General features: G+C 43.1%; 19 protein-coding genes. 1 reads left to right on the forward strand and 18 read right to left on the reverse strand.

Features of this window, described 5'->3' with window-relative positions; translation table 11 throughout:
- Positions 1–2: 2 nt before the first annotated feature.
- From ciss_RS08310 to spoIIIAA, 16 genes are all read right to left on the reverse strand, one after another.
- Entirely contained in the window at positions 3–839 is an 837-nt protein-coding gene (locus ciss_RS08310; RefSeq protein WP_075865804.1) for a sulfide/dihydroorotate dehydrogenase-like FAD/NAD-binding protein, read from the reverse strand.
- A gap of 70 nt (positions 840–909) precedes the next feature.
- Positions 910–1857 (reverse strand): Kae1-like domain-containing protein, encoded by a 948-nt coding sequence (locus ciss_RS08315; protein WP_075865805.1) that lies wholly within the window; start codon positions 1855–1857, stop codon positions 910–912.
- Positions 1857–2291: a transcription antitermination factor NusB gene (nusB, locus tag ciss_RS08320; RefSeq protein ID WP_075865806.1), complete on the reverse strand. Its 435-nt coding sequence runs from the start codon at positions 2289–2291 to the stop codon at positions 1857–1859. Before nusB ends, ciss_RS08315 begins: the two co-directional genes overlap by 1 nt.
- 17 nt (positions 2292–2308) lie before the next feature.
- Positions 2309–2521: a DUF2273 domain-containing protein gene (locus ciss_RS08325; RefSeq protein ID WP_075865807.1), complete on the reverse strand. Its 213-nt coding sequence runs from the start codon at positions 2519–2521 to the stop codon at positions 2309–2311.
- 13 nt (positions 2522–2534) lie between these two features.
- Positions 2535–3074 carry an alkaline shock response membrane anchor protein AmaP gene (gene amaP / locus ciss_RS08330; RefSeq protein ID WP_075865808.1) on the reverse strand — a complete coding sequence of 180 codons (540 nt, stop codon included), beginning with the start codon at positions 3072–3074 and terminating at the stop codon, positions 2535–2537.
- A gap of 45 nt (positions 3075–3119) precedes the next feature.
- Positions 3120–3521, reverse strand: a complete 402-nt coding sequence (locus ciss_RS08335) for an Asp23/Gls24 family envelope stress response protein (protein WP_075865810.1) — start codon at positions 3519–3521, stop codon at positions 3120–3122.
- Positions 3522–3598: 77 nt separating this feature from the next.
- Entirely contained in the window at positions 3599–4948 is a 1350-nt protein-coding gene (accC, locus tag ciss_RS08340) for an acetyl-CoA carboxylase biotin carboxylase subunit (protein WP_075865813.1), read from the reverse strand.
- A gap of 59 nt (positions 4949–5007) precedes the next feature.
- The gene (gene oadA / locus ciss_RS08345; protein WP_075865814.1) at positions 5008–6861 is read right to left on the reverse strand and encodes a sodium-extruding oxaloacetate decarboxylase subunit alpha; all 1854 of its coding nucleotides are present in this window, start codon (positions 6859–6861) and stop codon (positions 5008–5010) included.
- A gap of 122 nt (positions 6862–6983) precedes the next feature.
- Entirely contained in the window at positions 6984–7448 is a 465-nt protein-coding gene (locus ciss_RS08350) for a SpoIIIAH-like family protein (protein WP_075865815.1), read from the reverse strand.
- On the reverse strand, positions 7435–8016 hold the full coding sequence (gene spoIIIAG, locus ciss_RS08355) for a stage III sporulation protein AG (protein WP_075865817.1): 582 nt from the start codon (positions 8014–8016) through the stop codon (positions 7435–7437). Before spoIIIAG ends, ciss_RS08350 begins: the two co-directional genes overlap by 14 nt.
- Positions 8013–8495 carry a stage III sporulation protein AF gene (spoIIIAF, locus tag ciss_RS08360; RefSeq protein ID WP_075865819.1) on the reverse strand — a complete coding sequence of 161 codons (483 nt, stop codon included), beginning with the start codon at positions 8493–8495 and terminating at the stop codon, positions 8013–8015. The genes spoIIIAG and spoIIIAF overlap by 4 nt, the downstream gene beginning before the upstream one ends.
- 10 nt (positions 8496–8505) lie before the next feature.
- Positions 8506–9633, reverse strand: a complete 1128-nt coding sequence (spoIIIAE, locus tag ciss_RS08365) for a stage III sporulation protein AE (RefSeq protein ID WP_075865821.1) — start codon at positions 9631–9633, stop codon at positions 8506–8508.
- 10 nt (positions 9634–9643) lie between these two features.
- Positions 9644–10033, reverse strand: a complete 390-nt coding sequence (gene spoIIIAD / locus ciss_RS08370) for a stage III sporulation protein AD (RefSeq protein WP_011344896.1) — start codon at positions 10031–10033, stop codon at positions 9644–9646.
- A gap of 9 nt (positions 10034–10042) precedes the next feature.
- Complete coding sequence (gene spoIIIAC / locus ciss_RS08375; protein WP_011344897.1) at positions 10043–10243, reverse strand: stage III sporulation protein AC; 201 nt, start codon at positions 10241–10243, stop codon at positions 10043–10045.
- 12 nt (positions 10244–10255) lie between these two features.
- The gene (gene spoIIIAB / locus ciss_RS08380) at positions 10256–10759 is read right to left on the reverse strand and encodes a stage III sporulation protein SpoIIIAB (RefSeq protein WP_075865823.1); all 504 of its coding nucleotides are present in this window, start codon (positions 10757–10759) and stop codon (positions 10256–10258) included.
- 1 nt (position 10760) lies between these two features.
- On the reverse strand, positions 10761–11708 hold the full coding sequence (gene spoIIIAA / locus ciss_RS08385; protein ID WP_075865824.1) for a stage III sporulation protein AA: 948 nt from the start codon (positions 11706–11708) through the stop codon (positions 10761–10763).
- 92 nt (positions 11709–11800) lie between these two features.
- Between spoIIIAA and ciss_RS08390 the strand changes: the two genes are divergently transcribed.
- Complete coding sequence (locus ciss_RS08390; protein ID WP_075865826.1) at positions 11801–12451, forward strand: hypothetical protein; 651 nt, start codon at positions 11801–11803, stop codon at positions 12449–12451.
- Between the two features lie 18 nt (positions 12452–12469).
- On the opposite strand, the gene ciss_RS08395 is transcribed toward ciss_RS08390, so the two are convergent.
- Together ciss_RS08395 and glmS are read right to left on the reverse strand one after the other, a co-directional pair.
- Entirely contained in the window at positions 12470–12886 is a 417-nt protein-coding gene (locus ciss_RS08395) for a CD1247 N-terminal domain-containing protein (RefSeq protein ID WP_075865828.1), read from the reverse strand.
- Positions 12887–12940: 54 nt separating this feature from the next.
- A partial coding sequence (glmS, locus tag ciss_RS08400) for a glutamine--fructose-6-phosphate transaminase (isomerizing) (RefSeq protein ID WP_235837279.1) occupies positions 12941–14263 on the reverse strand: 1323 nt, incomplete at its 5' end.

Below are 14263 nucleotides of genomic sequence, written 5' to 3' on the forward strand. Positions count from 1 at the left end.
ATTTAGCACCTCCCGCAGCCCTCTTCAAACTTTAAGAGGGCTCTCTTTTCTTCATCCTGGTAGATCTTTGCCCGACGCATTTGCTCATCAAAATCCACCAAATGACCATCAAAATCCGGGCCATCAACACAAACAAATTTAGTTTTGCCGCCAACCGTTACCCGGCAAGCACCGCACATACCCGTTCCATCCACCATAATGGAGTTTAAACTTACTATGGTTTTTATTTGATAAGGCCGGGTAACCTCAGCTACCGCCTTCATCATCGGAAGCGGCCCGATCGCCACAACCAGGTCAATTTTTTCTCCGCGGTCAATTACCTCCTTTAAAACATCGGTGACAAAACCCTTTCTCACATACGAACCGTCATCGGTCGTCACCAACAACTCATCGGTTACCGCCCGCATTTTTTCTTCCCAGAAGAGATATTCTTTTGAGCGAGCACCAATAATCCCAATAACTTTATTTCCGGCTTCTTTTAACGCCCGGGTTATAGGATAAATCGGAGCAATCCCCACTCCTCCACCAATACACACCACATTCCCGAACTTTTCAATATGGGATGGAACACCCAAAGGACCTACAAAATCGCTAACCGCATCCCCCTCATTGAGTAGTCCTAACTGCTTGGTTGTTTTCCCCACTTCCTGAAAGATTATGGTGACAAGCCCTTTTTCCCGATCATAATCGGCTATGGTAAGCGGGATTCTTTCTCCTTTCTCGTCAATTTTTAAAATAATAAATTGCCCCGCCTGAGCTTTTCTTGCCACCAGAGGTGCGTCAATTTCAAAAAGTTTAATTGAGGGTGCCAAGTTTTCCTTTTTTAAGATTTTAAACACCAATCCGCCCTCCTTTGAGTTTTATGAATTTTATATTTATTTCATAATTTTATTAATATTCTTCATTAAATTAAAAAATCCTTCTAATTCGGGTTAATTCCGCTACCCCCACCGCATTATCCGAAGCATAGCGAGGTTCGGCAAAATAAAGATTTGCTTTTAGGCCTCTTTTCTTTACTTTTTCCCGCAAAAAGTTTTTTATATAATTATTTGCCATAACCCCGCCCATTAAAACCACCGGAAGATTTCCATGATTTTGCAGGTGGTACTGGATTATTTTATATAAAGTCCGGGCAACTACATCTTCTACCGCCCGCGCAATTTCCCAAGCCGGAAAGTGGTTTATCTTTCTTTTCAAGTAGGCTTCGGCACCCGAAAAGTGCCAGTTACCATTAATAAAAGTCGAAGGTACCTTGAGCTCTCCTAAAGCCTTTTGCGCTAATTCTTCTAAAGATTTTCCTGCAGGAAAGGGAAGGCCAAGTAAAACCCCAATGCGGTCCACCAGCTGGCCTGCAGAAATGTCAAGACTTTTACCTAAAATTTCTATTTTATATCCTTGGGATTCTTTTTCTACTTTTAAAATTTCACTGGTTCCTCCGGAAAAATGTACTGCTAAAAATTTAGAAAAATCTTCCTTTACCGACCAAAGGGCTGCCGCCAGATGCCCCTCCTGATGGGTAGTCTCATAAAGCGGCACCCCCAGAGCCAGGGCAAGAGCTCCTGCAATTACCTCTCCCGCCAAAAAAGATGGCATATACGACTCCGGTACAGGTCTTGGTTTAACCGAAACACCGATACCCCGCACCTGATCCCGGGAAATCTTGTTAAAACCTTCCTGCAACATTTCCTTTAAATGCCGCAGATGCAGGAAAACTACCTCCCGTTGCCTTAACCCCACCTCACCATCCGGTACCGGCAGTATTTCCCTTAAGTCAAAAATTAAACGTCCCTCACCGTCAACGGCGGCAAAGGACGTTGTATAGTTGCTTGTATCAAACCCCAGAAAAATACCTTCCATTAACTTTCCTCCCAGAATTCTTCGATATGTTCAGCCACATAGCCCAAAATTCCATTGATGAATTTTGGCGACTCTTCTTCACCGTATACTTTGGCTAATTCCACCGCTTCATCTATAGAAACCGGAATGTCAATATCCGGTCTATATAACATTTCATATAAAGCCAGGCGCAAAAGGGTCTTGTCCACCCTTGCCAGTCTATTAAAATCCCAACCAATAGCGCGCCGGCGTATAATCTCATCCAATCGTTCCTTTTTTTCAATAACCCCCAGTACCAATTCCCGGGAGAAATTTACCAACTTTTCCGGAGGTATTTCCCCTTCGGCGATTTTTTCTGACCACAGGTTTTCCAAGGTATTCAAAATTTTTTCGGGAGCAAAATCCAGTCCAAACAGCGCTTTAAATGCAAGTTCCCTTGCCGTATGACGATTCACGACTGCCCTCCCTTATATTACCGCTCTTTAAAAATTTTCTCCCAAACCCGGCTAAAATCTTGTTCCTCGTCTAAACGTTTTCCAATAAAATAACCCAGACCAAGACATATAGCCAGGAATAATGCTTTCCAGAAACCAAAAGCAATGGCTAAAAAACCAAAACCTCCACCAATAACTATCCCTAATATTTTTCCCCGGTTTTTCCGAAAGAAAACTTCCCACTCTTCCATTAGCTCCACACTCCTATTCTACCCGCGGCCTTAATTCCTGGGCAATATCTTCTACTTTTATTTTGATCCTTGAAAGTTTTATCCCCAAACTCTCCTGAATGTAGCTGTTTATCTCTTCCTGCAGCCGTTTAGAAGTTTCCGGGATGTTTAAATCCGGAAGCACCCGCACCACCACTTCTACTCCTAATCCTTCGGGATAAGCTTGTAGAACTGGCCGCACTTCTTTTACTCCCGGAATTTTTCCCGCAACTCTTTTAATTAATGCCGTTATGGTATCAAAGGTAACGTTTATTTGGCCAAGCTCCCCTTCTAAAGAAATTCCCTTATCTCTTTTGTGTTGGGTTTTTAAGCTTAAAACAACAACTCTTAGACCTAAAAGGAATAGTACCAGGAGAAAAGCAAAAAGCGCGGTCCGCAATTGGACATCAAAAAGCATATTTTTTATGTAAATAATTGGCAAGTGCCAGCCTAAAACTACCAGCATAAAACAAAAAAGTAAAATAACAGTCACAAAACCATAAAGAAATAAGATACTCCGGTCTACAAAGTTCATTTCAACCCCCCTTTGTCAATAAGATTGGCGGGTTATAACCCGCCACTACTTAACCCGTATTTCCTCTTCCTTCCCTTCAGCGGGGAAGTGCACCCCCTGGACATGAACATTGACCTCCACCACTGTAAGACCGGTCATGCTTTCCACAGCTTTTTTCACCGCTTGTTGAACCTCACTGGCCACATCAGGTATTCTTACGCCATACTCAACAATGATATATAAATCAATCGCCGTTTCCCTTTCTCCTACTTCAACTTTTACCCCTTTGGCCATGGACTTCATTCCAAGCTTTTCAGCAATTCCAGCCAACGTACCGCTCATTCCCGCCACACCGGGAATTTCCGAAGCTGCTAAGCCGGCAATTACCGCCACAACCTCGTCGCTGATTTTTATACTCCCGATTTCGGTCCCTTCTTCCCGGATTAATTTATTATCTCTGCCATCCACGAAAAAAACCTCCTTGAATTTTTATAACCACCTTTTAATCATATTATAACAAGCGGTAAACTTTTCAACAATAATTATTACTCTTCGACCAAAATTCTTCTTTGGACAAAATTAGTGTAAACTTCACCCTTGCGGAAAAAGGCATTTTCTAACACCTTTAAATGAAAAGGAATTGTAGTTTTAATTCCCTCTACCCGCATTTCCAAAAGAGCCCTCTGCATCCGGGAAATAGCTTCTTCCCGGTTTTGCCCCCAGGTTATCACCTTGGCCACCAGTGAGTCGTAATAGGGTACAACTTTATAGCCGGAATAAAGAAAACTGTCGACCCGCACACCATTACCACCGGGAGGTAAGTATTCGGTTACCGTTCCGGGACTGGGCATAAAGTTTTTTTCCGGATCTTCGGCATTTATCCGGCATTCAATAGCCCAACCGTTGATTTTTAAATCTTTTTGGCTTATGGAAAGTTTTTCTCCGGCGGCAATTTTAATTTGTTCTTTAATAAGATCTACCCCGGTAATAAACTCCGTAACCGGATGTTCCACTTGAATACGGGTGTTCATCTCCATAAAATAAAAGTTTTTATTTCTATCCACTAAAAACTCCACCGTTCCGGCACTGTAATAACCGACAGCCCGGCAGGCCTTTAAAGCGGCCTCCCCCATTTTTTCCCGCAGAATCGGATCAACAAAGGGAGAAGGTGCCTCTTCAATTAACTTCTGGTGGCGCCGCTGAATGGAGCAATCCCGTTCAAATAAATAAACATAATTTCCGTGTTTGTCCCCTAAAACTTGAATCTCGATATGCCGCGGTTCTTCCACATATTTTTCTAAATAAACATCGGGATTGCCAAAGGCATTTTGGGCTTCAGTACGGGCGGTAATAAAAGCTTTGGCCAAATCCTCATCGTTCTGGGCAATCCTCATCCCTTTGCCACCGCCCCCTGCCGAAGCTTTTAACATCACCGGATAACCAATCTCCCGGGCAATAGACACAGCTTCTTCCACATTTTCAACTACTTTTTTGGAACCGGGTACTACCGGAACTCCCGCTGCAATCATGGTTTGGCGAGCGGTAGCCTTATCCCCCATTAACTCAATGGCCCGGGGGGGCGGACCAATAAAAGTCAATCCGCTGGCTTCCACCGCTTCGGCAAAAGCCGCATTTTCCGCTAAAAAGCCATAGCCCGGGTGAATAGCTTCGGCTCCGGTAACCAGAGCCGCACTGATGATTGCCGGTATATTTAAGTAGCTTCGGTTTGATTCTTTAGGACCGATGCAAATCGCCTCGTCGGCAAGTTTTACATGCAAACTTTCCCGGTCCGCTTCCGAATAAACCGCAACACTTAAAATTCCCATTTCTCTCAATGCTCGAATAATCCGGACGGCAATTTCTCCCCGATTGGCTACAAGAACTTTTTTAAACATCCAATCATTCCTTTCTAAAAAATTACCCAAAAGTCAAAAACTTTTGGGCAAATTTCTCACTATACCCTTACTTTGAAGAGCGGTTGACCGTACTCCACCATTTCACCATTTTCAACTAAAATCTCTACAATCTCGCCACTTATCTCACTTTCAATTTCATTCATAAGTTTCATGGCTTCAATGATACAAAGGACATCTCCAGGCTTTATTTTCTGCCCCACCTCCACAAAAGGCGGCGCTCCTGGAGCGGGAGCTCGGTAGAAAGTACCTACCATAGGCGAAGTTATCAAAGAAAAATTACCCTCGTTCTTTTCTTCTACTTTTTCTTTGCTCTCAACTTCTGTTGCCCCTGTTGCCGGGACCTGCGGTAACATTGTTACCGTTCCTTCGCTCGACCCTTGTCCTTTTTTTATAGCAATTTTCGTACCTTCGCTTTCAATAACCAGTTCCGAAATATTTGTTTCATTCAATAAGAGTATTAATTCCCGTACTTCCTTTAAATTCAAATTTTGTTCCTCCTTCCCTGATTCTTTAGGCTTTTTTCTTACTTCTTTATTATTCACCACCGGTGTTAATTTCCCCTGCTCCCGCTCTTCAAAAAACTTGCGGGCAATCTGGGGGAATAAAGCATAAGACAGGAGGTCTTCTTCCGACCGGGCTAAATCTTTTATCTCTTCTTTTATTTTTTCCATTCTCGGTTCTAACAAGTCAGCCGGACGGCACTCTACCGGTTTTAAGTCCCCAAGGATCTTGGCTTTAATTTCCGGGTCAATAGGAGCTGGCGGCCGGCCGTACAAACCCTGAACATATGACCGCACTTCTCCCGGTATTAATTTATAGCGCTCCCCGGTTAAAACATTTAACACCGCCTGAGTCCCTACAATTTGACTGGTAGGTGTAACCAGGGGAGGATAACCAAGCTCCGCCCGGACCCGCGGTATTTCTTCCAAAACTTCTTCCAGGCGATGGAGCGCCTTTTGCTCTTCTAACTGGCTAATTAAATTGGTGATCATCCCACCCGGAACCTGATGTTCAAAAACCCGCATGTCGGAAATGCGGGTAACCCCCCGTTCATAGCCTAACCGTTTGCGTAAATCTTCAAAATAGCGGGCAATCTCAAAGAGCTCGTGAATATTAAGCCCGGTATCGTAAGGGGTATCCGCCAGGGCTCTCACCACCGTTTCCACCGGAGGCTGGGAAGCACCAAAAGCCAGAGGTACGCTGGCGGTATCCACCACGTCCACCCCTGCTTCAATGGCTTTTAAGTAAGCCCCAACGGCAAGCCCCCCGATATAGTGGCTGTGAAATTGCAGGAGTACCCCGATCTCTTTTTTCAAAGCCGCCACCAACTCATAAGCGTGGTAGGGAGTACATAATCCCGCCATATCTTTTATGCAAATTGAATCGGCACCCATTTCCACCAAACGTTTGGCAGTTTCAACATAATGCTCCAAAGTATGCACAGGGCTAATAGTATAAACTACCGCCGCCTGTACGTGAGCCCCGGCAGCTTTTGCGGCTTTTATTGGTACTTCCATATTGCGAATATCATTTAAGGCGTCAAAAATTCTTATAATATCTATGCCATTTTCCACAGCTTTAAAAACAAAACGTTCTACCACATCATCGGGATAATGCTGGTAACCCACTAACGACTGACCCCGTAAAAGCATTTGTAAAGGGGTCTTTTTAACAAGTTTCTTAATTGCTCTTAAGCGCTCCCAGGGATCTTCTTTTAAATAGCGCAGGCAAACATCAAAAGTAGCTCCGCCCCACACTTCCAGGGAATGATACCCCACCTGGTCAAGTTTTTCTAAGATGGGGAGCATGTGTTCGGTCCGCATCCTCGTAGCCCAAAGGCTCTGGTGGCCATCTCTTAAGGTGGTATCGGTAATTTTTACTCTGCGCCTCATCTCTCTCACCCCTAAATATAAAAAAAAGAGGTAATTGCACCTCTTTTTATTGCTTTTACACGGTTATTATATAAAAACTTACAAATTCACGAAACTCTTTGGAAATAAGTATACAAGTATACTTATTTAAAGATTACCAGCACTTTACCGGCGGGATAATTTAAATTTTGGGCCACAAAATCTCTTATTTCCATGCGGATTTTATCATCTTCCTCTTTTTTCACCACCACTACCGCCTGGGTATCCTGAAGATAAGCAACCACATCGGTATCGTAACGGGCTTTTAAGGTTTCCTCCAAAAAACTTTCTTTTTCCTTAAAATCTAAAATTTTTAGAATTCTTTCTTCCGCCGCTTGGCGATTCACCCCAAGCTCTTTTAAGCTTTCAATTAAATAGGAACGATTTTTTTCCCTCATTAATCTGAACTCCCCAAGATTTTTGGCCGTCGTCAACGAGTTATCAACTACAGTGTCTGGTTTTGTACTTGTTAGACTTTCTTCTGGTCTTGGAACTGTTACAATTAAAGCAAGAACCAACACTAAAAAAATCCCTATACCAAGCAGCCATTGTTTTTTAATTACGTACAATTTTACTCTCCCCTTCCAGTACTTCAATTTTATGAAGCGGTACCGCCAGGGCACTGGCCACCGCCTGAATAATTTTTTCTTTTAATGCCGGATTTCCAGCTCCCTCGGCCACTACGACAACTCCACCCACTACCGGCGTTTCTTCGGTTAACAATACCGGGCTTTCCTGCCCTTCCCGGTCTTTTATTAAAACTACTTCTTTTTGGTCGGTGTTTTCGTTAATACTCCGACTAATTCCCGATTTTTCCGTTTCATTAGTAATTTTTTGCCCGGCATTACGGTTTAAAGCATATTCTTTTGCCGAACTGCGTAAAAGTTTAACTTCAACCGCTACTTCCCCAACTCCGGCAATTTTCCCTAAAATGCCCTCAAGACGTTCGGCAAGTTCTTTCTCCTGTCGGTTAATTTCCGATTCAATCTGAGCACTGCTTCTGGGCAATTCCGGGGTTGCGGTTTTGCTCTTTGGACTTTCCCCCCACGCTAAAAACACCAAACCAATTATCGCAAGGCTAACAAAGAAAATAAGTTTGTCCCGCTCTATCTCTTTAAAAAACTCCCAAAACTTCATTGACCCACCTCCACTCTTTTAAAATTTATGTTTTTTTCTATACCAAAAAATGCTTTTAAAACTTCCGCAAAACGTGCCTTTTCCCCCTCCTCCAGCGGCTTTTTTACGTAAACCGTAACTTCCTTCACCCGTCCCTCTCCCAGCTTAACCTCTACTTCTTCTACTTTGCCCCCGTTCAAGTTTAAAAGGGCTTTTATCTGGGCTTCCAGGCTTTTCTCCGCCTCGGACCTGGCCTTTTCCAAAAGACTTCCCTGACTAACCGTTACCGTTTTACTCTGACTTTCAGGCAAAAAAACCGCCAAATTCCAGTTAACATGCAAAAGCTCCATCAGTGATGTTAGCATGGCCATAATCAGTAAAAGGCCAATGATTGCCCGGGTGAAATTCCGTATTTGTCCCAGAGGCAAGAGCAATTCTAAAAAAGTAAAAAGGAGAAGTAAAAAAATTATTTCCCTGGCAAGTTTAATTAAACCTTCCATCCTATCACCCCTATACGGGTTTACCAGCGGAAATCAACACCGCAAAAAGGAAAAATAAAAATAAGCTTAAAATTGCTAAAACGCCAAAGATTAAAAGGAGGGCATTACCCATACCGGTTAAAGTCTTAACGTAGTTTTCCTCTCCCAGCGGCTCTAAAACAGCTCCGGCAAACTTATATAAACCTCCTAAAACCAGTATTTTAACTGCTGGAGCTGTAACTACCCCGAACAAAATCATAATGCCCAGAGCATTGAGCGCATTCTTTAACAGATAAACAGTTCCGGCAACCGCTTCTACGGCATCGGTTAAAACTTTTCCCACTACCGGTACAAAAGTTCCGGTGGCAAACCTTGCGGTTTTTAAGATAAAATTATCGGCAACCCCTCCGGCAACGGTTTCTAAGGCCCCAACCCCTAAAAGTAAACTTAACATTAGACCTACTAACCCGATACTTATCTGCTGGGCAAACTTTATTAATTTATCAAGGGAAAACCGTCCGCTTAATCCGGTAGCTATCTCCACTAACACACTGAGATAAAGCAGGGGAAAAACAAAGTTTTTGATGACACTCCCCATTATCCCAATTACCCCCAATAAAGTGGGAGATAGCAAGGCAGAAGTAGTCACGGCTCCCGCTGCCGCAATCAAGCCAAGACTTGCCGGCAGTAAAGATAGAGCCACCCCCACCATTCCTTCCACCGCATCCCTGCCAATTTTTAACGCCAGGGTAAAACTCTGCAGGGCTAAAAGCATAAAAGCCAGATAGCACGCTGCTTGGGAAATCTGCGCTATGCTTCCTGAAGAAAAGCTATTTTCCAACTGTCGTAAAAGGGAAAGAATAATAGCTAAAATAAACAGCTTAAAGAGAATTTTTATATTTCCCCGGATTTCAGCTAAAAGGGTTCCCTTCAGGTCCCCCCATATTTCGGTCAACGATATTTTCTTCTCTCCCCGAAAAATTGCCAATACTTCTCTTTTAAGGTCTACTTGCGGAACAACTTTTTTTAATTCCTCTTCCGCAGAATTTAAAATTTTCTCCGCCTCAACTGGAAGGCTTACTTCGTTGGCAAATACCGGGACCACTCTATTCAGGATAAGGAAAATTAAGGTAAAAAGAATAATGCTGAACTTTTTCATGGCTTTCATCCTATTCGGGCAGTAATTTTAACAAAGTTTCTAAAACCGCCATAAGGATGGGAATTGCCAAAATAATGACCAAAATTTTGGCAGCCAGCTCGATTTTTTGCGCAATTGCCCCTTCTCCCGCATCCCTGCAGATTTGGGCACCAAACTCCGCAAGATAAGATATGCCAATTATTTTAAAAATAATCCCCAAATATAAACTGTTAAGACCAGCTCTCTCCCCTAAACCGGTAAACACTTCCACAACCGCCGCAATTTTATCCATTAAAAGTAAAAATACCACTACGCCCGCCGTTAAGCTTAATAAAACTGCTATTTCTGGCCGTTCCTTTTTAACAATCAAGGCCAAGGTAGTAGCTATTAAACCAAGGCCCACCACCGTTCCAATCTCCATAGGGACCTCCTAAAACAGCTTAAACACGGTTTTAATTTCCGTAAAAAGTTCCGCCAGGATTTGAATCACCCAGAATAATACTATGGATATACCTGCCAGAGTAGCCATGTACGCTTGTTCTTCTTTGCCCGCATGTTTTAAAACCGTATGAATAACCGCGGTTAAGATGCCAACTCCTGCAATTTTAAAAATAATTTCAATGCTCGCCATTTTAACCCTCCTTTAAAAAAACAGCAAAACCAAAAACGCTCCTACAAGCACTCCCAAGTAATTAACGAGTTTGACATTTTTCTCCGCTTCCTGCCGGCTTTCGGCTAAAACAAGTTTTAACTGTTCGCAGGTATAATTTAAAAGATTTTCCTGCTCCCGCAAGTCCGACATTCCTATTTTTTCAGCAAACGCTAAAAGTATTTCCTGTTCCCGCTTTAAGAGAGCCGTTTGGAAAAATCCTTCAACAAGAGCTTTTTTTAGTCCCTGATTAACCGGTAAGGTTTTATCCTTAATCTCAAAAAGCCTGGCTACCGTCCCTTCTTCGGAATTAGCCATTTTGGCAAAAATTTCCGGTAAAGGCGTAGCTTTATAACGTATCTCGGATTTTAAGAAGTTTAAGAGGTTAATTAACCTTTCCAAATCCCTTACCCTCTGCAAGTACCTGTTACCAAGATAAAATCCCAGAGCACCGGTTCCGGCAACGGTAAGACACGCCCCTAAAAGCTTCAGATACATTTTAATCCCTCCCAATGATAACTTTGCCCTGAGCATCTAACACCGCTTCTACCGTACCCGGTCCTTCCCGCCGGCTTAAAATCACGTATCTTTCAAAAATCCCCAATTTCAAAAAGGGCAAAAACCGCAGCCTCCTCTTTAAATCATCCATATCCCGGGCATGGGCCGAGGTAAATATCGCTACCCCAGCATTGGCCACTTCTACCAGTGCTCCTACATCTTCTTCCCGCCCGATTTCATCGGTAACGATTAGCTTTGGAGCCATGGAGCGTAAAAGGATGATCATTCCCTGGGCTTTAGGACAACCATCCAAAACATCGGCCCGGATTCCGACATCTAACTGCGGTTCCCCTTTATAACTTGCGGCAATTTCCGAACGCTCGTCCACAATTCCCACCGGTATTCCAGGAATTCCCAGAAGAGCGGAACCGTTGGCAAAAATTCTCGCTAAATCCCTGAGCATGGTTGTTTTACCGCTGCGGGGTGGAGACAAAATTAAAGTGTTGACCGGCTCGCCGTTATTATTAACAAGATAAGGAGCAAAATTTTCGGCTACTCCCTTGATCTCCCGCGCTATCCGGATATTAATGCTGCTAACGTTTTTTATATGGCGAATCTTTCCGTTCTCCAATACCGCCTGACCGGTAAAGCCAATACGGTGTCCTCCTTTAATGGTTATGTAGCCCTGTTTTAATTCTTCTTCCAAGGCATAATAAGATGAGGCCGTAATTAATTGAAAGAGCGCCAAAAACTCCTCCTCCGCCAAACCTACCCCGTTGTCCTGGTCAAAAGTGTATTCTCCACGTGCATTGATGAATACTTCTTCCTCGCCAAAAATCAAACTTAAAGGCCGGTTTTTCCTGATTCTAATTTCTTCCAGGGGAAGATCATCGACTCCTTCTAAGACCTTTCTTAAGGTCGGGGTTAAAATTTCAAATACTTCCCGCATTTTCCCCCTCCTTCCTTTTTTTGTATATAAAATATTAGACAAGTTAGTGTTTTATGCTATAATTTAGTTAATAAAACTTGAGGGGGATTTTTATGGAGCAAGCCCAATTTACGCAGGAAGTTTTAAAAGCCCTTAGTAATTTAAACGGCCATCTGCAACGGATTGATCAAAGTCTTTTTGACCTAAATACTAAAGTAACAAACATCGAGCAAAGACTGGATAGAGTTGAACTAAGACTGGAAAATGTTGAGCAAAGACTGGAAAACGTTGAGCAAAGACTGGAAAATGTTGAGCAAAGACTGGAAAATGTTGAGCAAAGACTGGATAGAGTCGAACAAAGACTGGACAGCGTAGAAAAGAGATTGGACAAAGTTGAAGAAAGATTGGACAAAGTTGAACTAAGGCTTGACCATTTAGAAGGTGAGGTTTTTAACCTTAAAGTTCGGGTAGAAACTCTGGAAAATCGCTTTGATTCTCTGGAAAAAAGGACAAACTCTTTAGCAGAAAACCAAAACATCATTGCTAAAAACGTTCTATATCTTACCGAAAAAATGCCGGAACTTTTCCGCGAAGTTGCAGGTATTGCCGCAAAGCAGCACGAAATCCTTGAAAACCAAAATAAATTTGCAGAGTTTGCCCGGACCTACTCTCTGAAAACCGACTTTTTGGCCCACCGCTTACAGGAATTAGAAAAAGAATTTTGGGTACTTAAAACTGGATATAAACCCCAGGTAAATTTTTAAGGCGGGATTGCTCCCGCCTTAAATTACATCATCGTAATTTGGTTGATTGAAATCCTGTTTTCGCCCCTTTTCAATGAATTCGCTCACTAACACCAGGGCCCCGCAATTAGGACAGGTAATCTCATAATTATCGTCCGCTTCCAAAAGCTCCCTTTCAAAATAAACCCGTTCTCCGCATTCTGGACAGGTGACATAGGTAAACTCTTCGTCATCATCGTAAACCGCATCCTCTAATTCATATAAATCCTCATCCACCGTTTCGACATATTCTTCAAGCCGTTCCTGGTCGTCTCTTAAGCTCCTTACTTCTTCCGTTAGGTCTGCGATTAAATCAATTATTTCAGTGATTATTTCTCCTTCTTTTCCCTTTTCCTTTAAATTAATTCCTTCTGCAAGTCCCTGCAAGTAGCTTACCCTGCCGACAATGTCATCCACAAAAATCCCTCCCGGAAAATAATTTCTTTTTTATTATTTCCGGGAAAGCAAATTTTACTCCACCGTTACGCTTTTTGCTAAATTCCGCGGTTTATCAACATCGTTGCCCCTTAAAACTGCCATATGGTACGCCAAGAGCTGCAAAGGCACCACCGCGAGGATTGGGGCTAAAAGCTCCGGTACCCGCGGTAGATATATTTGCTCATCGGTAACTTTAGCTATTTCCTTTTTTCCTGCAAAAGCAATCCCAAGAATGGTAGCTTCCCTGGCATTTACTTCTTTAATGTTAGAAAGCATCTTTTCAAATAGAGCTTCCTGGGTAGCCAGAGCTATTACCGGAACATCTTTGACAATTAAGGCTAAAGTTCCGTGCTTTAACTCACCGGCAGCATAAGCTTCGGCATGAATGTAAGATATTTCCTTTAACTTTAACTGCCCTTCCAAGCTCACCGCAAAATCCAGACCTCTGCCGATAAAGAAGGCATCTTCTTTGGTTAAGTGTTTTCTTGCAAATTCGATAACTTTATCTTCGGCATCAAGAACTTCCTGTACTTTCTGGGGAATTTCTTTAAGCCCCGAGACCATTTCTTTATAAAATTTTTCATCAATTGTGCCTTTAACTCTTCCCAGATAAAGAGCAAAAAGGTACATCACGAGAAGCTGGGTAGTGTACGCTTTGGTTGATGCTACCGCAATCTCCGGTCCTGCCCAGGTATAAATGACGTCATCGGCTTCCCGGGAAACGGAGCTCCCTACCACATTAGTTACAGCCAACACCCGGGCTCCCCGCTTTTTTGCTTCCCTTAGCGCTGCTAAAGTATCGGCTGTTTCCCCCGACTGACTGATTACCACCAGGAGGTCATTTCGCCCAATTAAAGGATCCCGGTAGCGAAACTCCGAGGCCACATCCACTTCCACCGGAATCCGCACTAATTTTTCCAAAAGATATTTTCCTACTAATCCCGCATGATACGCAGTCCCGCAGGCAGAAATGAAAATGCGGTTCAAGCTTTTATAAAATTCAAGGTTTTCCTCAATTTCCGGCAGATTTACTTCGAGGTTTTCGGCATCCAGCCTACCGGCTAAAGTATCCCTTAAAGCTTTGGGCTGTTCAAAAATTTCTTTTTGCATAAAGTGAGCATAACCGCCTTTTTCCGCTTCCTCGGCATTCCAGGTTACTTCGTAAACTTCTTTGGCCACCGGATTTCCATCCATATCGTAGACTTTCACCGTGTTAGCGGTTATTTCAGCAATTTCGCCATCCTGAAGGATATAGGTCCTTCGAGTGTGGTTTAAAATAGCGGGAATGTCTGACGCAAGAAAATTCTCGCCATCCCCCAATCCAACGATTAAGGGGCTATCTTTTCTTACCGCCAC

Origin of the sequence: Carboxydothermus islandicus (assembly GCF_001950325.1) — a bacterium.
GTDB lineage: Bacteria > Bacillota > Z-2901 > Carboxydothermales > Carboxydothermaceae > Carboxydothermus > Carboxydothermus islandicus.